We start from the raw sequence: 20,235 nt of genomic DNA on the forward strand, positions 1-20,235 counted from the left end.
ACTGCTTTTGCTCTGCCGAATATCTTTTGTGTTTCATCTCTTTGCCTCTATTGCCGCCCCAATTTTCTATCGAATGAGGAGACGACAACTATCCTGACATGGAGGGAAGCAAAAGAAAGTTACTGGCCGCCGGGCCACTCCCGGCCAGCAAGCCTTAGCAAAGGGCGCAGGCGCGCAAGCCGGCGCTAGACCCGGCATCAACTAAGCCGGACCCTCATAGCCCAAGGCATTAAGAAATTCCTTCCGCCACCAATGCACATCAAACTCCCGAATGTTCTTGAGCATCTTCTGGTGCCGGGCCTGCCGCTCCACCAGTGGCATCTGCAGCGCCCGCTGTATGGTGTCGGCCGTGCCGTCGATGTCGTAGGGATTGACCAGCAGCGCGTCGTCCAGCTGTTCGGCCGCGCCGGCAAAGCGCGAGAGCACCAGCACGCCGGGGTCGGCTGGGTCCTGCGCGGCGATGAATTCCTTGGCGACGAGGTTCATGCCGTCGCGCAGCGGCGTGACCAGCGCCACGCGTGCCACGCGGTACAGGCCCGGCAGGCGTTTGCGTGCCACGTTGCGGTGGATGTAGCGTATCGGCATCCAGTCGAGCTCGCCAAAGTTGCCGTTGGTGGCGCCGCACAGGCTTTCGAGTTCCTGCAGCAGGTCGGTGTAAGTGCCCATGTCTTCGCGGCTGGGCGAGGCGATCTGGATCAGCGTGGCGCTGCGGATGTTTTCGGGGTATTTTTTCAGCAGGGTTGCGAACGCCTTCATGCGTTGCGGCAGGCCCTTGGAATAGTCGAGCCGCTCCACGCCCAGCAGTAGCTTGCGGCGTGAATACTCTTCCTTCATGCGCTCGTACATGTCGCGCGCGTCCTGCGCGTGCGTGAGCGCCGCGAACTCATCGACGTCGATGCCGATCGGGAAAGCGCCCGCGCGCACCGTGCGGTGAAAGGCGCGGAAGCGGTTGCCGCCCAGCGCCACGGCGCCGGCCTCGGCCTGCACATAACGTGAGAAGTGCAGCAAGTCGTTCTCGCTCTGGAAGCCGACCAGGTCGTACGCGAAAAGCGCGCGCATCAGCCATTCGTGCTGCGGAATCGCGGCCAGGATCTGCTGCGGCGGTAGCGGGATGTGCAGGAAAAAACCGATGCGGTTGTTGCAGCCCATGGCGCGCAGTTCGGCGGCCATGGGAATCAGGTGGTAGTCGTGGATCCAGATGATGTCGTCGGGCTGGAGCAGGCCCATCAGCTTGTGCGCGAACAGCCGGTTCACGCGGCGGTAAGCCTCGATGAAACCCGCGTCGAAGCGCGCCAGGTCCAGCCGGTAATGAAACACCGGCCACAGCACGCCATTGCTGTAACCCAGGTAGTAGCCCGCATGGTCTTCGGCCGACAGGTCCACCGTGGCCAGCTTGACGTCGCCGGCCTGCTGCACGTGCAGCTCGCCTTCACCCGGCGCGCCGCCTTCAATGACGTTGCCGCTCCAGCCGAACCAGAGCCCGCCTGTGGCGTTCAGCGCATCGCCCAGCGCGACGGCCAGGCCGCCGGCCGCGGCCTTGCGGGGGTCCGCGACGCGGTTTGAGACGACGACCAGGCGGCTCATGATGCGCAACCTTCTTTATCAGCGGGGGCCGCGGAACCGGCTTTGCCGGGCCGCAGGTGCCTGCCCCCTGCAAGGGGGGGAGGTGCTACACGAAGTGAGCATCCGGAGGGGGTGTTCATCTTCATACCTGGGACTCCCACGGGGTTGAGAGGCGCACGGCCGCATTGATGATGCCGACCATCGAATACGTCTGTGGAAAATTCCCCCACATCTCGCCGGTCACCGGATGCGTGTCTTCCGACAGCAGGCCGACGTGGTTGCGCGCGGCCAGCATGGTGTTGAAGATCTCGCGGGCCTGCTCCTTGCGGCCTATGCGCGCCAGCGCGTCGATGCGCCAGAAGGTGCAGATGTTGAAGGCGGTCTCGGGCTTGCCGAAATCATCGGGCGCCTCGTAGCGCCGCATATAGGGGCCGTCACACAAATGGGTTTCCAGCGCGTCCACCGTGGCGATAAAGCGCGGGTCTTTCGGGTCGATGAAACCGACTTCGATCATCAGGAGCACGCTGGCGTCGAGGTCGCGCCCGCCGAAGCTTTCGGCGAAGGACTGGCGCTCTTCGCTCCAGGACTCGCGCAGGATGCGCTCCTGCATCACCGCCGCATGGCCGCGCCAGTAGTCGGCGCGGTCTTGCAGTTTGAGCGTCACCGCGATCTTGGCCAGCCGGTCGCAGGCGGCCCAGCACATCAGGGCCGACGAGGTGTGGATGCGCGCGCGCGTGCGCAGCTCCCACATGCCGGCGTCCGGCTTGTCGTAGTTGAGTACAGCCTGCTCGCCGACTTCCTCCAGCCGCTTGAACTCTGCGGGGCCGGCGCGGTGCAGCAGCCGGTGGTCGTGGAAGGCCTGGGCCGCGCCCAGCACCACGTTGCCGTAGACGTCGTGTTGGAAGTGCTCCTGCGCCTGGTTGCCCACGCGCACCGGGCCCATGCCGCGATAGCCGCCCAGGTGCACCATGGTGGATTCGGGCAGCTCGCGTTCCAGGCCTATGCCGTAGAGCGGCTGGATGTGGCCGCCCTTGGACTGCACCACCACGTTGCTGAGCCAGCGCAGGTAGTCTTCCATGGTGCCGACTTCCGACAGGCTGTTGAGCGCGCGCACCACAAAAAAGGCGTCGCGCAGCCAGCAGTAGCGGTAGTCCCAGTTGCGCTGGCTGCCGGGCGCCTCGGGGATGCTGGTGGTCATGGCGGCGACGATGGCGCCGGTGTCTTCAAACAGCGAAAGCTTGAGCGTGATGGCCGCGCGTATCACGGCCTCCTGCCACTCCAGCGGGATGTGCAGGCGCTGGCTCCATTTGCGCCAGTAGGAAATGGTTTCCTGCTCAAAGAGGCGCGCGGTGTCGGAAATGCCTTCGGGCAGCGACTCGTCGGCGCCCAGCAGGAAGTTGTGTTCGCGCGTCAGCACAAAAGGCTGCTTTGACAGCAGGTGCGAAATCGACGCGTCGGTGTTCAGGCGCAGCGTGAGTTCGTCGCCGACGAAGCGCAGGTGGTTGCTGCCCTGGGTAACCAGGGGCTTGCGCCGGCCCCAGTCGAAACGCACGTCCAGCGAGACGCGTATGCGCGGCGCGCCGTGGATGGGCTTGACGCGGCGCACCAGCGTCATGGGCCTGAAAAAGCGCGAGCGGCTGAAAAAGCGCGGCGCGAAGTCGGTGATCTCTATGCCCTGGCCGCGCGTGTCGAACAGCTGGGTGCGCAGCACGGCGGTGTTCGGTTCGTACCACTGCTTGGCCTCGGCGAAATCTTCAATTTCGATGCCGAAGGCGCTGGACTGCGATTCCTGGGCACCAGGGGCTGTCGCATCCTCTTGCCCGGGCTGCGGTTCGAGCAGCGCGTTGAACACCGGGTCGCCGTCAAAGCGCGGCAGGCAGCACCAGACGATGCGGCCGCGCGCGTCGATCAGCGCGCTGAAGGCGCAGTTGCCGATGACGCCCATGGCCAGCGAAGGCTCGGCAGGGGGCGCGAAGTGCAGGGAGTCGGCGCTGAGGCTCATGGTCGGCTTTCTGGCGCGGCGGCCGGTGCATCGTCGTTGTCTTCTTTGGCCATGCCGCCAAAGGCCGCATGCAGCCACTGGCGCAGTGCCTCGGGTGATGCGCAGCGGTGGTGGGCCACGGTGGCGCCTTCGCCGACCTTGATGCCCTCGCCGCCCAGCGACTGCACGGCGGCAAAGCCGGCTTCGTCGGTGGTGTCGTCGCCGGCAAAGAGCGGCAGGCGGCCGGAAAACGGCGGCTCGGCCATAAAGGCCTTGATCGCTGAGCCCTTGCTGACGTTGGCCGGCTTGACTTCAAAAACGAATTTGCCGCGCAGCAGCTCGACGCCGGGCGTGCGGCCTGCGGCCTCCTGCATGACCTGCAGGCAAAGCGCTTCGAGCTCGGGCGCGTGGCGGTAGTGCAGGGCTACGGCCGCCTGCTTGATTTCCACGCGCAGGCCGTCGTGTTGCGCGGCCAGTTCGGTGGCGCGCTGGGCGAGTTCCCCCAGGTCGGGCTCCGCCAGGCTGATGACACGGCCTTGCGTGTCACGGCGCTGCGCGCCATGCTCGGTCGCCAGGGGCAGCTGCAAAGGGGAGAGGAAAGCGTCGAGGTCGGCCAGCCTGCGGCCCGAGACAATCGCCAGCGCGCCGTCAAGCTGCGCTGAAAGCCGCAGCAGGGCCGGGATCACGCCAGGCGCAATCAACACAGCGTCGGGCTCCGGCGCCAGGTCGGCCAGTGTTCCGTCAAAGTCCAGAAAGAGGGCAGTCTGCGCGCTGATGGCCGGTAGCCGGCCGGAAGCCCCGGACAGGGGTGAGAGCGATGGGGAAGGTGATAAATGCATCGCCATTCACCTTAGCAGAGGCCCCGTCAAATCGCTGTAGGCCGGTTTCGCTTTTTCAGCCGTGGGCCGCCGGCGGCTGCCCTGTGCCGGTGCCGGGGAGGCCGGCTTGCACCGCTTTGACGCGCGCCTTGTGGATCAGCTCGCCGATCTGCTTGCCGTCCCGGCCCGCGGCCTGCGCTTCAAGGGCCAGCGGCTGTGTTTCCACCGCCTGCGCTGCGGCCAGGGCCTGCAGCAAGCGGGGGCGCTGCGGGTAGGGTGAGTCGTGCAGGCCCAGGCGGCCGCGTGCGTCGCATTCGCAGGCCAGCAGGATGTCGGCAAAGCGCTGCGGCTTGCGAAAGGCATCGCAGCGCTCCAGCAGCCGCACCGTCGCCGCGGCGCCCAGGCTTTCGCTGCGGTGCACGTTGCCGTGTTCGCGCGCCACCACGTCGGCGATTTCGCGGCAGTCCACCGGCACGCGCAGGCGTTCGCACACGCCCTTGAGCAGGCGCGCGCTGCGCTCTTCGTGGCCGATATGGCGCGGCAGGACGTCGGCCGGCGTGGTGCCCTTGCCCAGGTCGTGGCACAGGCAGGCAAAGCGCACGGGCAGCGGCGCCTTGAGTTGCGCCGACATGTCCAGCACCATCATCAGGTGGATGCCGGTGTCGACTTCGGGGTGGTGGCTGGCGGTTTGGGGCACGCCCCAGAGGCGCGCGACTTCGGGCAGCAATCTTTCGAGCGCACCGCTTTCGCGCAGCACCTCGAACATGCGCGAGGGCGTGTCCGCCATCAGCCCGCGCGCAAGTTCCTGCCACACGCGTTCGGGCACCAGCGCATCCACTTCCCCGTCGGCCACCATGTCACGCATCAGCGCCAGGGTTTCGGGCGCCACCGAAAAATCCGGAAAACGCGCGGCAAAGCGGGCCACCCGCAGGATGCGCACCGGGTCTTCGCGAAAAGCGTCCGTCACGTGGCGCAGGACTTTACCTTCGATGTCTTTCCGGCCGCCGAAGGGGTCTATCAGCGCGGAAAAATCGGGATCAAATTGACCCGGCGTGCTGTCGCCGCGCGCGGGCGCCGCGATGGCATTGATGGTGAGGTCGCGCCGCGCCAGGTCCTGCTCCAGCGTCACGTCGGTCTCGGCGTGCATCACAAAGCCGCGGTAGCCGGGGGCGGTCTTGCGCTCGGTGCGGGCCAGTGCGTACTCTTCGCGCGTCTCGGGGTGCAGGAACACCGGGAAGTCCTTGCCCACCGGCAGATAGCCTTGCGCCGCGAGTTCCCCGGGCGTGGCGCCCACGACCACCCAGTCGTGGTCCTGCACCGGCAAGCCCAGCAAGGCATCGCGCACCGCGCCACCGACCATGAATATTTCCATCCGGGCAGTTTAGGATACTTCCATAAACCCGATTGCCGGGCGCATGGCGGCGTTGTCCGGTGCTCGGAATCCTCATGCACCGAAGTGCATTCCGGTGTCCTGCGCGCCGTACGCCTTGCCCTGCATCCCGGTAATCGGCTTTATGAAAGCATCCTCCCAAAACCGGGGCAGGAAGTCAGGAGAACACCGGCCGGAAGAAGCTGCGCTCGTAGCTGATGATGCAGCCCGTGGTTTCGGCGTATTTAAAAGCCGCCAGGCAGTCCTGGTCGGCAAAGGAGCGCTGGCGGTAGGTCTCATACGCCGCCAGGCTGTCGAAGGTGAACAGGGCCAGCGCGATGTTGTTGGCGCCTTCGCTGGGCATGAAGTAGCCGTGGTGTTTGCCGCCGAATTTTTCGACCAGCGGAATCCACAGCTTGCCGTAGTGTTCGAACTCCTTGAGCCTGGCGGTGTTGAGCACGTAGCGCAGGTAAATCGTGACCATGGGGTTCCTGCTTCAGCGCTTGACGCGGTAAGGCTCTTCGAACTCGCGGAAATCGTTTTCGACCAGCGCGTCGTCTACCCAGGCCTTGACGCCGTGCAGGGCGGCCACGCGCTCCATGTAGGCGCTGATGGCCGGCGGCACGGGCAGGGCATAACGGCTCAGGCGCATGCAGACGGGTGCGAAGAAGGCGTCGGCAATGCCGAATTCGCCGAACAGCATCGGGCCTTTGTGTTGCGCGAGCAGCTCGCTCCACATCTCGACCAGGCGCTGCACGTCGGCGCGCACGGCCGATTTGTCGCGCCAGATCAGCTGGCCCATGTCCGACAGGTCGGCCTCGATGTTCATGGGGCAGGCCGAACGCAGGGCGCCGAAGCCGCTGTGCATTTCGGCGCAGATGCTGCGTGCCCGGGCGCGCGCCTTCACGTCCTGCGGCCAGAGTTTTTTCTCGGGAAAGCGCTCGGCCAGGTATTCGGCAATGGCCAGCGTGTCCCACACGACAAAACCGTCGTCGTCCAGCGCGGGGACGCGGCCGGTCGGGTTCACGCCGCCGATTTTTTCCTTGAAAGTCGAATTGGCGTCAAAGGAATCAAAGCGCAGCTTGACCTCTTCAAAAGGAATGCCGGCCTGCTTGAGCAGCACCCACGGGCGCATGGACCAGGAGGAATAATTTTTATTGCCGATGTAGAGCTTGAGCATGCGATCTCCGTCTGCTGGGGTGAAGTCAAGGAGCCAAAGTAGGACGACTTGCGATGCTACAACCGCATCGGCGCGCCATTGATGCTAAAAAAATCAAAAATTGATGCGGGACAAGCTCACCCCTGTCCAGGCTCACTGCGTGTAGCCTGTTCCCCCCTCGAGGGGGCGGCGCCTGCGGCCCGGCAGAGCCGGTTCCGCGGCCCCTGCTGGGTTGAAGAACTCCAGCGGGTACAAGCAATGGATGGCCTAAAACCGTCCGGCAGTTTTACGTTTGGCCATCAGCCCGCTGCGCAAACCTTGGGCGCCCAGGTAAGACGGCGCAATCGCGTCCAGCGCCGCCGGGTGTATGCCCAGCGCCTGCAGGCCGGGCAGCTTGCCGGTGGCCACGTTGTCGCTGGCCATGGCGTCGAGGTTGTCGCGGCTGAGCATGGGCTCGCCGGGCGCCAGTTCCATGAGGCGTGCCTGCAGGCGGCCCAGCGCGGCGGGGAGGGCCATCACCGGCCGGCCCTTGCCGCCGTTGACGCCCGCATAGCGGCCCGCCAGTTCCACCAATTGCCGCAGGGTAAATACCTCGGGCCCGCACACTTCGTAGATCTGTCCCACGGTGTCGGCGTCCTGCAGGCAGTGCACGATGGCGTCCGCCACGTCCTCCACCCACACGGGCTGAAAGCGCGCGCCGGCGGCGGCCAGCGGGATCACGGGGAACACCTGCTGCAGCCGCGCAAAGGTGTTGAGGAATTTGTCTTCGGCGCCGAAGATCACGCTGGGCCGCAGCACTGTCACGTCCAGCCCGGTGCTCAGCATCACGGCCTCGCCGCGCGCCTTGCTGCGCTGGTACATCGAGGGCGAGCCGGGCGAAGCGCCCAGCGCGCTGATGTGGACGATGCGCCGCAGGCCGCTGGCCTCGCAGGCGCGGGCCAGCTCGAGCGGCAGCTGCACGTGCGCCTTGTCGAAGGCGGCCTGCGAGCCGTGCAGGATGGCGACCAGGTTGACGACGGCGTCGTGGCCGGCCAGCAGCGGCGCCAGCGAGCTGCTGTCGTGGGGATCGGCCTCGATCACGTCGACCAGCGGCAGCATCTGCAGGTGGCGGGCGTTGTCGCGGCGGCGTGTGACCACGGTGACGCGGCATTGCAGCTGGGCCAGCTTTTCACAGACATGGCGCCCGACAAAGCCGGTGCCGCCGAGGAGGAGGATTTTGTTCATAGGCCCCTAATTTAGCGCTTTTGCCGCGGCTTGCGCTGAAATCCGGTCTTGGCCTACACGCCCGGGGCGGCCGGCTCCGCATAATTTCCGGATGAATATCTTTGAAGCACTGCGCACCAGCCACGATACCCAACGCACCCTGGCCGACCACCTGATCAAGACGCAGGGCGACAGCCCGGACCGCGATTCCCTGTTCAAGGAACTCAAGCGCGAACTGGCGGCGCATGCGGCAGCCGAGGAGCGCTTCTTCTACGTGCCCTTGATTGCGCACGACATGACCCAGGAGCCTTCGCGCCACGGCATCGCGGAACACCACCAGATGGACAAGCTGGTGGAAACGCTGGAGGACACCGACTTCAGCTCACCAGGCTGGCTGGCCGTGGCCAAAGAGCTGCACCACAAGATTTACCACCACCTTGAGGACGAGGAGCAGGGCGTGTTCCAGCTCGCGGGCAAGGTGCTGAGCGAGGCCGAGAAGCTGTCGCTGGCCAAGGGTTATGAAGGCGAGTTTGTCTCGCAACGCACCAAGGACTGACCCCGCCCGGCTTATGGTTTGTCCGCGCGAGTGCCCTCATCGGGCTTGAGCAGCGGTTCGGGCTTTTCCATCAACCGCACCAGCCGCGGCACCAGCGCCAGAATCCCCAGCGCCAGCAAGGTGCTGAGCACGGCGGTGGCCTCGCGTCCCATGCCGGCGGCCACGCCAATGGCCGCGGTCAGCCAGATTCCTGCGGCCGTCGTCAGGCCCTTGACCTGTTCTTCGTCGTCACTGTGGCCCTTGACGTGGCCTTTGAGGATGGCGCCCGCGCCCAGGAAGCCGACACCGGCGACGATGCCCTGAATCACACGGCTCAGGTCGGCGCTCAGCATGCCGGTTTGCTGCGATACCAGCACAAACATTGCGGCGCCCATGGCCACCAGCATGTGCGTGCGCACGCCGGCGGCCTTGCCCTTTTGTTCACGTTCTATGCCCAGCAGGCCGCCCAGAAAGGCCGCCAGCGTGAGGCGCACCATGACGCGGGTCGCCTGCTCGGCATCGGGCAAATCCGAAAACTCCGAGGCGATGGTTTCACCGATTTGCTGCCACCAGCTGGATGCCATGCGGACTCCTTGTGCCTGTCACTATGTGGATGGGAATGTACCTTCTCCACTCCGCGGCGTCAGCAGAAGCCCTGCCCGCTTTCAGGGATAGATTTCAGGGATAGATTTTTCCCCCACGCTGCAGCATGGCAAAAAACTGCGCAAGCCGGCGTTCGCGCGTCTCGGCCTTTTTGGCCGTCTGCAGCCTGAACAAAATCGCGAAGCGGTTGCGTGAGTCGAGCGATTCGAAAAACGCCCTGGCCTTGGTTTTTTTTGCCAGCAGGGCCGCGAGGTCGTCGGGGACGGTGATCTTGCTCTGCGCGTCATAGGCCGCGTCCCAGCGGCCGTCGGCTTTGGCGCGTTCGACTTCGGCCAGGCCCGCGGGCTGCATGTCGCCGGATGCGATCAAGGCCATGGCTTTATCGCAGTTGATTTTGGACCAGATACTGCGCGCGCGGCGCGGCGTGAATTTCTGCAGGAAAAATTGCGCGTCGAGCGCGTTGCGCTGGCCGTCTATCCAGCCCTGGCAGAGGGCGGCCTCGACAGCCTCGGCGTAGGTGACGGAAGCGATGCCCGAATCCTTCTTGGCGATCTGCAGCCGGATGCCGGGGCTGCTTGCATGGTGCTTCGCCAGCCAGGTTGCCCAGCTTTTTGGGGTTTTGCACTTCAGCGTGGCGAGGGTATCGGGTGAGGCGGGCATGGCGGTATTTTGCCTGTCGCCGTCCGCTGCCGATTGCTGTGCCGGCCTCAGGCCTTGGCGATCTTGCGCGGCTTGCCGAAATCGTCGATGGCGACATAGGTGAGGCTGGCCTCGGTGACCTTGATGTAACGGCCCTGCGCGCGGAAGCGCTCGGCATAGACCTCGACCTGCACGGTGATGGAGGTGGTGCCTATGCGCGTGAGGCTGGAGAAAAACGACAGGATGTCACCCACGCGCACCGGCTGCTTGAAGATGAACTGGTTGACCGCCACCGTGGCCAGGCGGCCGTCGACGTGGCGGGCCGGCACCACGGAGCCGGCCAGGTCGACCTGGGCCATGACCCAGCCGCCGAAGATGTCGCCGTTGGCGTTGCAGTCGGCCGGCATGGGGATGACCTTGAGCACCAGTTCCTTGTCGGTGGGCAACTGGACGTTCAAGGCGTCGTCGGCGTGAATGTCCGTATGGGCGCTTGATTCGGTAGACATAGGCACAATCTGAAAATAGTTATTACAACAACCCTCACGATTGTCCCTCATGCGCTCCCGAGCCTCCGCCGCCGATTCTTCCCTTGCCGTGCCCGCCACGCCCGTGCCGGGCGCCGCCAGGGCGCCGGCGCCCCAGCGTTCCGACCTCGATACCCTCAAGCGCCTGTTCCCCTACCTGTGGGACTACAAATGGCGCGTGCTGCTGGCGCTGGGCTTCATGGTGGGCGCCAAGCTGGCCAACGTGGGTGTGCCGCTGTTGCTGAAGAACCTGGTCGACGCCATGAACTTCAAGCCCGGCAACGTGCAGGCCGTGCTGGTGGTGCCGGTGGCGCTGCTGCTGGCCTACGGCCTGCTGCGCCTGTCGACCACGCTGTTCACCGAGCTGCGCGAACTGGTGTTCGCCAAGGCCACCGAAGGCGCGGCGCGGCGGATTTCGCTGGAGGTGTTTCGCCACCTGCATGCGCTCAGCCTGCGCTTTCACCTGGAGCGGCAGACCGGCGGCATGACGCGCGACATCGAACGCGGCACGCGCGGCGTGCATTCGCTGATCTCGTATTCGCTCTACAGCATCATCCCGACGCTGATCGAGGTGACGCTGGTGCTGACCCTGCTGGCCGTCAAGTTCGACGTCTGGTTCGCCGGCATCACCGGCATCGCGCTGGTGTTCTACATCTTCTTCACCGTCACGGTGACCGAATGGCGCACGCAGTTCCGAAAGACCATGAACGAGCTGGACTCGTCGGCCCACAGCCGCGCGATTGATTCGCTGCTGAACTACGAAACCGTCAAGTATTTCAACAACGAAGAGTTCGAGGCCGCGCGCTACGACGAGAACCTGCTGCGCTACCGGCGCGCCGCCATCAAGAGCCAGAACACGCTGAGCCTGCTCAATGCAGGGCAGCAACTCATCATCGCCATCGGGCTGGTGGCCATGTTGTGGCGCGCCACGCAGGGCGTGGTCGACGGCCGCATGACGCTGGGCGACCTGGTGATGGTCAACGCCTTCATGATCCAGCTCTACATCCCGCTGGGCTTTCTGGGCGTGATCTACCGCGAGATCAAGCAAAGCCTGACCGACCTCGACAAGATGTTCGTGCTGATGGAAAAAGAGCGCGAAATCGCCGACCAGCCGGGCGCCCAGCCCCTCGTCATCAACGGCTCGCCGGCGGTGCGTTTTGAAAACGTGAACTTCGCCTACGACCCGGCGCGCCCCATCCTGCACAACGTGAGCTTTGAGATCCCGCCGGGCAAGACCGTGGCGGTGGTGGGCTCCTCGGGCGCGGGCAAGTCCACGCTGGCGCGCCTGCTCTACCGCTTCTACGACGTGCAGCAGGGGCGCATCACGATCGGCGGGCAGGACATCAAGCAGGTGACCCAGTCCAGCGTGCGCCAGGCCATCGGCATCGTGCCGCAGGACACCGTGCTGTTCAACGACACGGTCGAATACAACATCGCCTACGGCAAGCCGGGCGCCACCCACGAAGAGGTCGAGGAGGCCGCGCGCTCGGCCCGCATCCACGGTTTCATCACGTCGACGCCGCTGGGCTACAAGACCATGGTGGGCGAGCGCGGCCTGAAGCTCTCAGGCGGCGAGAAGCAGCGCGTGGCGATTGCCCGCACCTTGCTGAAGAACCCGCCGGTGGTGATTTTTGACGAGGCCACCTCGGCGCTGGATTCGGCCAACGAGCGCGCCATCCAGACCGAACTGCGCGCCGCCGCGCAGAACAAGACCACGCTGGTGATCGCGCACCGGCTGTCCACCGTCGTCGATGCGCATGAGATCCTGGTGATGGACGGCGGGCGCATCGTCGAGCGCGGCACGCATGCGCAACTGCTCGACACCGGCGGCGCATATGCACGCATGTGGGCGCTGCAGCAGAGTTCGCCTGAGGCCTGAGCACGATAGCCGCGAGCGAGTTTGTATTTCTGAGGACATTTCGAGGACGGTATTTGGGGTGAATGCCGTTTCATCGTCCGGCCATGGGATTCCCCGTAGGTAGAAAGACCTCGCGGACTCGCATAATCAGAGGACCCAGCGGCCACGGTTGACCGCTTGATTGCCTTTTGGAGCCTGCATGAGCACTCACGCCAGTCACTTTGAACGCCCCCGACGTGAAGTTGAGAGCGCTACGCACCCGATTGAGCCGCCCTGGCGCACGCCAGCGGCGTTGCTCCTCCTTGCAGGCATGTGCCTGCTGCCTCGTCGCGCCTTGCCGGCGCACGCCATGACGGCCCACTCGGGCGCGTCCAACCGCGGTCGCTAGGTCCATGGAAACCAAATGGCTGGAAGATTTCGTCAGTCTCGCTGAAACCCGCAGTTTCAGCCGTTCTGCCCAACTGCGCCACGTCACACAGCCGGCGTTCTCGCGGCGCATCCAGGCGCTGGAGGCCTGGGCCGGCACCGACCTGGTCGACCGCAGCTCCTACCCCACGCGCCTGACGCCGGCCGGCGAAACGCTGTACAGCCAGTCGCTGGAGATGCTGCAGGGCCTGCAGTCCACCCGCGCCATGCTGCGCGGCCACACCTCGGCAGGGCAGGACGTCATCGAGTTCGCCGTGCCGCACACGCTGGCCTTCACCTTCTTCCCGGCCTGGGTCAGCAGCCTGCGCGAGAAGTTCGGCCCCATCAAAAGCCGGCTGATCGCGCTCAATGTGCATGATGCGGTGCTGCGCCTGGTCGAAGGCAGCTGTGACCTGCTGATCGCCTACCACCATGATTCCCAGCCTTTCCAGCTCGACCCGGACCGCTATGAAATGGTGTCGCTGGGCCAGGAGGTGCTGGCGCCCTTTGTGCGGGCCACCGCCGATGGCGAGCCCGAATACACCCTGCCGGGGCGTGCCGGCCAGCCCTTGCCCTACCTGGGTTACGCGCCCGGCGCTTACCTGGGCCGCATGGTGGACATGATCCTCAAGCAGTCGACCACGGCCATCCACCTGGACCGCGTCTATGAAACCGACATGGCCGAGGGCCTCAAGGCCATGGCGCTGGAAGGCCACGGGATCGCATTTTTGCCGCTGAGCGCCGTCAAAAAGGAACTCCGGGCCAAAAAGCTCGTGAGCGCCGGCGGCAACCTGGAAATGACCATGGACGTGCGCGTCTACCGCGAGCGGCCCACCTCCAGGGACTCCGCCAAAAGCCATGCCCAGGCCTTGTGGAGCTACCTGCAGGCGCAGACCAGCGGCAAGGAAAAAGCCGCCGCGCGCGCAAATGCCGGCTTGGTCTCGCGCTAGCGCCGGGAGCAGCCAACTAGTAGTAACCCTGAGTGGTTATAAGAAAAATGCATGGAAGAGCGTCGAAACAGCATTGGAGTTTTTAAACACGCAAACTTACAGTTCGGGACGTTCAAAACTTGATGACCAGCCGCTGGCACAAAGACTGCTTACACCTTACCGTATAGTTCCCGACTTCTCATGCGTGCACCACTTTGGAAAACCCCAGGAATTGCCACGACCCCCGCTGGTTCGCCGTCAATCACCCTGCACGCAGTCCCTTTCCCCCTGTTTTAGAGGCCGGGTAAACCTAGGCCAGCCCCGGGGTACCATCTCTCTAGAATAGTTTGCTAACCGTTTCATTCATTACAGGAGATTCCATGAAACTCAAGCTCGTAGCTCTGTCCGTCGCACTGCTCGCCACCGGCGCCGCATTTGCCGACACCCTTTCCAAAGTCAAGGCTTCCGGCGTTGTCACCATGGGCGTTCGCGACTCCTCCGGCGCGCTGTCCTATACCCTGGGTGACGGCAAATACACCGGCTACCACGTCGAAATCTGCCAGCGCATCCTGGCCGGCCTCGAAAAAGCCGCCGAACGCAAGCTGGAAGTCAAATACCAGCCCGTGACTTCGCAAAACCGCATCCCCCTCGTGCAAAACGGCACGGTCGACATCGAATGCGGCTCCACCACCAACAACGCGACCCGCCAGAAAGACGTGGCTTTCGTTGTGACCACCTTCGTCGAAGAAGTGCGCATCGCCGTCAAGGCCAACTCCGGCATCACCTCGGTGGCCCAGCTGAGCGGCAAGACCGTGGCGACCACCACCGGAACGACTTCCGTGCAGACGCTGCGCAAGAACAAGCGCGCCACCGGCGTCGAGTTCAAGGAAATCTTCGGCAAGGACCACTCCGACAGCTTCCTGCTGCTCGAGTCCGGCCGCGCCGATGCGTTCGTGATGGACGGCTCCATCCTGGCCGGCAACATCGCCACCGCCAAGAAGCCTTCGGACTTCAAGATCGTCGGTGAAGTGCTGAGCGTCGAGCCCATCGCCATCATGATCCGCAAGGACGACCCCCTGCTCAAGCGCCTGGCCGACGACACTGTCAAGGGCATGATCAAGTCGGGCGAGATGAACAAGCTGTGGACCAAGTGGTTCCTGTCGCCGATTCCTCCGAAGAACACCAAGGTCGGCCTCGCCCTGAGCGCCAGCACCAAGGCCGCCTGGGATGCCCCGAACGACAAGCCCATGGAAGAGTACGCGCAGAAGTAATTCTGGCCAGGTAAATTGAACAACCCCGCCGGTCGCCTTGCACTGGCGGGGTTTCTCGTTTACCGTCGCAGGGAAAACTACACAACAACCATTTGCTGGAGCCGTGATGACTTGGGATTGGCAGGTATTTTTGAATGATGACGGTAGCGGTCGAACCTACCTGCAGTGGATGTTTGATGCGTGGGGCTGGACGCTGTCCGTCGCCGGCGCATCCTGGGTGATCGCCATGCTGTTCGGCGCGCTCGTCGGCACGCTGCGCACCTTGCCCAACAGCCCCTGGCTTGTGCGTTTCGCCAATGCCTGGGTCGAGTTGTTCCGCAACGTCCCCTTGCTGGTCCAGATTTTCATCTGGTACTTTGTGATTCCGAAAATTTTCCCCGCCATGAAGGAACTGCCCAGTTTCATCCTGGTGGTGTTCGCCCTGGGTTTCTTCACCTCGGCGCGGATTGCCGAGCAGGTCAGGGCCGGCGTGCAGGCGCTGCCGCGCGGCCAGCGTTATGCCGGCATGGCCATGGGTTTCACGACCTTCCAGACCTATCGCTACGTGATTTTACCGATGGCATTTCGCATCATCATTCCGCCGCTCACCAGCGAGTCGATGAATCTGTTGAAGAATTCCTCCGTCGCTTTTGCGGTGTCCATCGCCGAACTCACCATGTTCGCCATGCAGGCGCAGGAAGAGACTTCGCGCGGCATCGAGATCTACCTGGCGGTGACGGTGCTGTACGCCATTTCAGCCTTTGCGGTCAACCGGGTCATGGCTTTTGTCGAGAAGCGGGTGCAAATCCCCGGCTTTGTCGTCGCCGGCGCAACGGGCGGAGGACACTGACATGTTTGGTCTCGACATGACTTTCCTGAACTGGGACATCATTTCCAAGTTCGTGATCAAGGGCTTTATCTTCAGCGTGCAGCTGACCATCATCGCCACCATAGGCGGCATCATCTTCGGCACCGTGCTGGCCCTGATGCGCCTTTCGGGCAAGCGCTTCCTGACGGTTCCCGCGACCATCTACGTCAACGGCATGCGTTCCGTTCCGCTGGTCATGGTGATCCTGTGGTTCTTCCTGCTGGTGCCGGCGTCGTTCTATACGACTTTCGGCAGCTGGGGCGCCAACTACCGCGCCGAGATCTCGGCCATCATCACCTTCGTCGCTTTCGAGGCCGCTTACTTCAGCGAAATCATGCGCGCGGGCATCCAGTCCATCTCGCGCGGCCAGGTCAATGCGGGGCGCGCCCTGGGCATGAGCTACGCGCAGAACATGAAGCTGATCATCCTTCCGCAGGCTTTCCGCAACATGGTGCCGATTTTGCTGACGCAGACCATCATCCTGTTCCAGGACACCTCGCTGGTCTATGCCATCGGCGCTTACGACCTGCTCAAGGGCTTCAGCACCGCCGGCAAGATTTACGGCCGTCCTGAAGAGGCCTACCTGCTGGCCGCCGTGGTTTATTTCGTGATCTGCTTCGGGCTGTCCTTCATGGTCAAGCGCCTGAACAACAGAATCGCCATCATTCGCTGAGAGCGCTGCGCAATAAAGCAGGCAAACCTCAAAGAGCACACTGGAGAAGAACATGATTGAGTTGAAAGAAGTTTCCAAATGGTACGGTGACGTGCAGGTTCTCAACAGCTGCACCACAAGTATCAAAAAAGGTGAAGTGGTCGTGGTCTGCGGGCCTTCGGGCTCGGGCAAGTCGACCCTGATCAAGACCATCAACGCGCTGGAGCCCTTCCAGAAGGGCCAGATCTTCGTCGACGGCAAGGCCGTGCACGACCCCAAGACCGACCTGCCCAAGCTGCGCAGCCGCGTCGGCATGGTGTTCCAGAATTTCGAGCTGTTCCCGCACCTGAGCGTCACCGAAAACCTGACGCTGGCGCAGGTCAAGGTGCTGGGCCGCAAAGCCGACGAGGCCAAGAAGCACGGCCTGAAGTACCTGGACCGCGTGGGCCTGATGGCGCACAAGGACAAATTCCCGGGCCAGCTGTCGGGCGGCCAGCAGCAGCGCGTGGCGATTGCCCGGGCGCTCAGCATGGACCCGATTGCCATGCTGTTTGACGAACCCACCTCCGCGCTGGACCCTGAAATGGTCGGCGAAGTGCTGGACTGCATGATGGGCCTGGCCGTCGAAGGCATGACCATGATGGTGGTGACCCATGAAATGGGTTTCGCCCGCAAGGTCGGCAGCCGCGTGATTTTTATGGACGTGGGCGGCAAAATCCTGGAAGATTGCTCGAAAGACGAGTTCTTCAACCATCCCGAGAACCGCCAGGCGCGCACCAAGGACTTCCTCAACAAGATCTTGTCCCACTGATGCACTGAGAGATTGAAAAGATCAACGCAACTGCAGAAAAGAAGAAGAAACAAAAAAGCCCCGCATCGCGGGGCTTTTTTTATGGCCGCCTTTTGTTGACGGCCGCCAGGCGCGCTGGCGATTACTTCTTGCGCGCCGCGATGGCTTTCTCGGCGCTGCCCACCAGGCCCGCGCCTATCTGGTTCTTCCATTTGTCGTAAACCGGGCGGGTGGCCTTCACAAAAGCCTCGCGCTCCTGCGGGCTGAGCTGGGTGATGGTCACGCCCTGCGCGGCAATTTCTTTCAGCAGCGGACGGTCGGCCTCGGCCAGGCCTTTGCGGGCGATGGCGATTTCCTGTTTGCCGGCGTCGACGGCTGCCTGTTTGACGATGGCGCGGTCGGCTTCGGTCCAGGAGGCCCAGATATCCTTGTTGACCACGAAGATCAGCGGATCCGACACATAGCCCCACATCGTGACGTGCTTTTGCGCCACGGTGTGCAGCTTGGCGGCGGTGTAAATGGCCATCGGGTTTTCCTGGCCGTCGACGGCGCCGGTTGCCAGCGCCGGCTGCGCGTCGGCCCAGCTCATCTGCGTGGGGTTGGCGCCCAGGGCGGTGAAGGTGTCCAGGAACAGCGGCGAGCCGACGACGCGGATCTTCAGGCCTTTGAGGTCTTCAGGCTTCTTGATGGCCAGCTTGGAGTTGCTGATCTCGCGGTAGCCGTTCTCGCCCCAGGCCAGCGGTTGCACGCCGGCTTTGTCAACGATGCGGAAGATTTCCTTGCCCACGTCGCCCTGGGTCAGCGCGTCCATCGCGGCATAGTCGGGCATCAGGAAGGGCAGCGAGAAAAGGTTCAGTTCCTTGACCTGCGGCGACCAGTTGATGGTCGAGCCCACGGCCAGGTCGATCACACCCTGGCGAATGGCGCTGAACTCGCGCGTCTGGTCGCCCTGGATCAGCGAGACGCCCGGGTAGAGCTTGATGTTGATGCGGCCCTGGGTGCGCTCGCGGACCAGGTTGGCCCAGATTTCACCGCCCTTGCCCCAGGGAAACGCCGGGCCAAGCACCAGCGACATCTTGTATTCAGGCTTGTAGGTCTGCGCGCTTGCGGCGCCGTTGAAGGCCAGGGCGGTCACGGCCAGCGCAAGGCCCACCACGGTTTTGACGGTCTTGAATTTCATGAAGCGAGTCTCCTTGTTAATTAAGAATAAGAATGGAAGCGGGAAAAGGAAGGATGGCAGCCGGGCTCAGTAGCCCAGCCTGCGCGGCAACCACAGCGCCAGTTCGGGGAAGGCGATGACGGCCACCAGCACCATGAACATGGCAGCCAGCATCCACACCACCCAGCGCACGGTTTCTTCCATGCGGACATTGGCGATGCGGCAGGACACCATCAGGTTCACGGCCAGCGGCGGTGTGAACTGGCCCAGCGCCACCTTGAGTGTGAGGATGACGCCGAACCAGACCAGGTCCCAGTTGTAATGCTGGGCAATCGGCAGCAGCAGCGGCACGAAGATCAGGAAGATGGAAATGCCGTCGAGGAACATGCCCACCGTGATCAGCATCAGGATCAGCAGCGACAGGATGCCGTATTCGCCGAGGCCGGAGCCGACGATGGCGCGCGTGATCGGGTCTATCACGCCCAGCGTGTTCAGTGAATACGCGAAGATGCCGGCCAGCGACACCACCAGCAGGATCACCGCCGACAGCTCGCCCGATTCGCGCAGGATTTCATAGAGGTCGCGGATGCGTATCGTGCGGTGTATCACCATGCCGACGAAGAGGCCGTAGAACACCGCCACCACGGCCGCCTCGGTGGGCGTGAACCAGCCGGCGCGCATGCCGCCCAGGATCAGCACCGGCGCCGCCAGGCCCCAGCTCGCATCGCGCAGGCTGGCCCAGAAGGGCGGGCGCGGCATGGCCGCTTCGAGCGCGCCCATCTTGTGCTTGCGCGACAGCCAGACGGCCGGCACGATCAGCGCCAGGCCGGCCAGGATGCCCGGGATCATGCCCGCGGCGAACAGCGCGGGCACCGAGGCGCCGGGCACCAGCACCGAGTAGACGATAAAGGCCACCGAAGGCGGAATCAGGATGTCGGTTGCCGCGGCGGCGCCCACCACGCTCGCGGAGAACGAGGTCGGGTAACCAGCGCGCGACATGGCCGTGATCATCACGCCGCCCACGGCCGCCGCGCAGGCCGGGCCCGAGCCCGAAATGCCGCCCAGGAACATGGACACCGCGATCGCCACCAGCGGCAGCATGCCCGGGCCGCGGCCCACGATGGCCACCGCGAAATTCACCAGCCTGAGCGCTACGCCGGAGCGGTCGAAGATGGAGCCGACCAGCACGAACATCGGGATCGCCAGCAGCGGGTATTTGCCCAGGCCGGCATAAAAGTTTTGCGGCACGGCCAGCAGGCCGAACCACTGCGCGTCGGAATTGGCCAGCGCGATGGCCGCGGCCCCGGCCAGGCCCAGGGCCGCGCCTATGGGCACGCCGACCAGCATCAGGCCGATGAAGGCCGCGAACAGCAGGGTGGCGATCATGACTTGCGGCCCCGGCGGATGAACAGGCCCACCGCGCGCAGCGCCATGCCCAGCGACAGGATGGGCAGCCAGATGGAATACCACCACTGCGGAATGCCTATGCCCGGCGAGGTCTCGTTGTAGCGGTAGTCGTCCCACACCAGCCGGATGCTGAGCACGCCGATCAGGGTGAACAGCAGGGCCACCATGACGGCGCCGAAGCGCGCCAGGGCTTTGCGCCTGGCCATGGAGCCGCTTTCGGAGAAGTACTCGATGCGGATGTGGCGGTCGCGCGCCGCCGCGGCGGAACTGCCCACCAGCGCCAGCACGATCATCAGGAAGACCGAGAATTCCTCGGTCCAGGCGAAGGACTGGCTGGTGAAGTAACGCGCCAGCACGTTGGCGAAGGTGATCAACGCCAGCGCGCCCATCACGAGGACGGTCAGCCAGTCCTCGATCTTGAGCGGTACGCGCGCGGGTTCATCGGCTTCGTCCAGCGCAGGCATGGCTTCCGGCGAATGGCCGGGGGGAATCGGGGAGGGCATGGGCTAGGGCTTGGGTGGTT

At 64.1% G+C, this 20,235-nt stretch carries 20 protein-coding genes; 7 read left to right on the forward strand and 13 right to left on the reverse strand.

The window, feature by feature from the left end:
* Positions 1 to 201: 201 nt before the first annotated feature.
* From otsA to ACLV8F_RS06390, 7 genes are all read right to left on the reverse strand, one after another.
* The gene (gene otsA, locus ACLV8F_RS06360) at positions 202 to 1,584 is read right to left on the reverse strand and encodes an alpha,alpha-trehalose-phosphate synthase (UDP-forming) (protein ID WP_411883401.1); all 1,383 of its coding nucleotides are present in this window, start codon (positions 1,582 to 1,584) and stop codon (positions 202 to 204) included.
* A 121-nt stretch (positions 1,585 to 1,705) separates the two neighbouring features.
* Entirely contained in the window at positions 1,706 to 3,565 is a 1,860-nt protein-coding gene (locus ACLV8F_RS06365) for a glycoside hydrolase family 15 protein (protein ID WP_411883402.1), read from the reverse strand.
* Positions 3,562 to 4,383, reverse strand: a complete 822-nt coding sequence (gene otsB, locus ACLV8F_RS06370; protein ID WP_411883403.1) for a trehalose-phosphatase — start codon at positions 4,381 to 4,383, stop codon at positions 3,562 to 3,564. The genes ACLV8F_RS06365 and otsB overlap by 4 nt, the downstream gene beginning before the upstream one ends.
* Positions 4,384 to 4,438: 55 nt before the next feature.
* Positions 4,439 to 5,734 carry a multifunctional CCA addition/repair protein gene (locus ACLV8F_RS06375; protein ID WP_411883404.1) on the reverse strand — a complete coding sequence of 432 codons (1,296 nt, stop codon included), beginning with the start codon at positions 5,732 to 5,734 and terminating at the stop codon, positions 4,439 to 4,441.
* A 175-nt stretch (positions 5,735 to 5,909) separates the two neighbouring features.
* Positions 5,910 to 6,215, reverse strand: coding sequence for an NIPSNAP family protein (locus tag ACLV8F_RS06380; RefSeq protein WP_411883405.1), 306 nt, complete (start codon positions 6,213 to 6,215; stop codon positions 5,910 to 5,912).
* 12 nt (positions 6,216 to 6,227) lie between these two features.
* On the reverse strand, positions 6,228 to 6,911 hold the full coding sequence (locus ACLV8F_RS06385; protein ID WP_411883406.1) for a glutathione S-transferase family protein: 684 nt from the start codon (positions 6,909 to 6,911) through the stop codon (positions 6,228 to 6,230).
* Between the two features lie 246 nt (positions 6,912 to 7,157).
* Complete coding sequence (locus ACLV8F_RS06390) at positions 7,158 to 8,114, reverse strand: complex I NDUFA9 subunit family protein (protein ID WP_411883407.1); 957 nt, start codon at positions 8,112 to 8,114, stop codon at positions 7,158 to 7,160.
* Positions 8,115 to 8,205: 91 nt separating this feature from the next.
* On the opposite strand from ACLV8F_RS06390, the gene ACLV8F_RS06395 reads away from it, so the two are divergent.
* Positions 8,206 to 8,649 (forward strand): hemerythrin domain-containing protein, encoded by a 444-nt coding sequence (locus ACLV8F_RS06395; protein ID WP_411883408.1) that lies wholly within the window; start codon positions 8,206 to 8,208, stop codon positions 8,647 to 8,649.
* 11 nt (positions 8,650 to 8,660) lie between these two features.
* On the opposite strand, the gene ACLV8F_RS06400 is transcribed toward ACLV8F_RS06395, so the two are convergent.
* From ACLV8F_RS06400 to ACLV8F_RS06410, 3 genes are all read right to left on the reverse strand, one after another.
* Entirely contained in the window at positions 8,661 to 9,212 is a 552-nt protein-coding gene (locus ACLV8F_RS06400) for an MgtC/SapB family protein (protein WP_411883409.1), read from the reverse strand.
* Positions 9,213 to 9,306: 94 nt separating this feature from the next.
* A complete protein-coding gene (locus ACLV8F_RS06405) occupies positions 9,307 to 9,891 on the reverse strand; it encodes a YdeI/OmpD-associated family protein (protein WP_411883410.1) in 585 nt (194 codons plus the stop codon).
* 47 nt (positions 9,892 to 9,938) lie between these two features.
* A complete protein-coding gene (locus ACLV8F_RS06410; protein WP_411883411.1) occupies positions 9,939 to 10,376 on the reverse strand; it encodes an acyl-CoA thioesterase in 438 nt (145 codons plus the stop codon).
* Positions 10,377 to 10,425: 49 nt separating this feature from the next.
* Here ACLV8F_RS06410 and ACLV8F_RS06415 point away from each other — a divergent pair, with 49 nt between their 5' ends.
* The 6 genes from ACLV8F_RS06415 to ACLV8F_RS06440 all read left to right on the forward strand — a co-directional run bounded on the left by ACLV8F_RS06415 (position 10,426) and on the right by ACLV8F_RS06440 (position 17,167).
* Positions 10,426 to 12,273: an ABCB family ABC transporter ATP-binding protein/permease gene (locus ACLV8F_RS06415; RefSeq protein ID WP_411883412.1), complete on the forward strand. Its 1,848-nt coding sequence runs from the start codon at positions 10,426 to 10,428 to the stop codon at positions 12,271 to 12,273.
* Positions 12,274 to 12,644: 371 nt separating this feature from the next.
* Entirely contained in the window at positions 12,645 to 13,607 is a 963-nt protein-coding gene (locus ACLV8F_RS06420; protein WP_411883413.1) for a LysR substrate-binding domain-containing protein, read from the forward strand.
* Between the two features lie 359 nt (positions 13,608 to 13,966).
* Complete coding sequence (locus ACLV8F_RS06425) at positions 13,967 to 14,857, forward strand: transporter substrate-binding domain-containing protein (RefSeq protein WP_411883414.1); 891 nt, start codon at positions 13,967 to 13,969, stop codon at positions 14,855 to 14,857.
* Between the two features lie 106 nt (positions 14,858 to 14,963).
* Positions 14,964 to 15,686, forward strand: coding sequence for an amino acid ABC transporter permease (locus ACLV8F_RS06430; protein WP_411883415.1), 723 nt, complete (start codon positions 14,964 to 14,966; stop codon positions 15,684 to 15,686).
* A 1-nt stretch (position 15,687) separates the two neighbouring features.
* On the forward strand, positions 15,688 to 16,377 hold the full coding sequence (locus tag ACLV8F_RS06435) for an amino acid ABC transporter permease (RefSeq protein ID WP_411883416.1): 690 nt from the start codon (positions 15,688 to 15,690) through the stop codon (positions 16,375 to 16,377).
* A gap of 52 nt (positions 16,378 to 16,429) precedes the next feature.
* A complete protein-coding gene (locus tag ACLV8F_RS06440; RefSeq protein ID WP_411883417.1) occupies positions 16,430 to 17,167 on the forward strand; it encodes an amino acid ABC transporter ATP-binding protein in 738 nt (245 codons plus the stop codon).
* Between the two features lie 121 nt (positions 17,168 to 17,288).
* Here the strand turns inward: ACLV8F_RS06440 and ACLV8F_RS06445 are convergent, their stop codons facing one another.
* The 3 genes from ACLV8F_RS06445 to ACLV8F_RS06455 all read right to left on the reverse strand — a co-directional run bounded on the left by ACLV8F_RS06445 (position 17,289) and on the right by ACLV8F_RS06455 (position 20,215).
* Positions 17,289 to 18,326 (reverse strand): DctP family TRAP transporter solute-binding subunit, encoded by a 1,038-nt coding sequence (locus ACLV8F_RS06445; RefSeq protein WP_411883418.1) that lies wholly within the window; start codon positions 18,324 to 18,326, stop codon positions 17,289 to 17,291.
* A gap of 66 nt (positions 18,327 to 18,392) precedes the next feature.
* Positions 18,393 to 19,691 carry a TRAP transporter large permease gene (locus ACLV8F_RS06450; protein WP_411883419.1) on the reverse strand — a complete coding sequence of 433 codons (1,299 nt, stop codon included), beginning with the start codon at positions 19,689 to 19,691 and terminating at the stop codon, positions 18,393 to 18,395.
* Positions 19,688 to 20,215, reverse strand: a complete 528-nt coding sequence (locus ACLV8F_RS06455) for a TRAP transporter small permease (protein ID WP_411883420.1) — start codon at positions 20,213 to 20,215, stop codon at positions 19,688 to 19,690. Before ACLV8F_RS06455 ends, ACLV8F_RS06450 begins: the two co-directional genes overlap by 4 nt.
* Positions 20,216 to 20,235 lie beyond the last annotated feature (20 nt).

The sequence above is a fragment of the Polaromonas sp. YR568 genome (assembly GCF_943369675.1).
Taxonomy (GTDB): Bacteria; Pseudomonadota; Gammaproteobacteria; order Burkholderiales; family Burkholderiaceae_C; genus Polaromonas.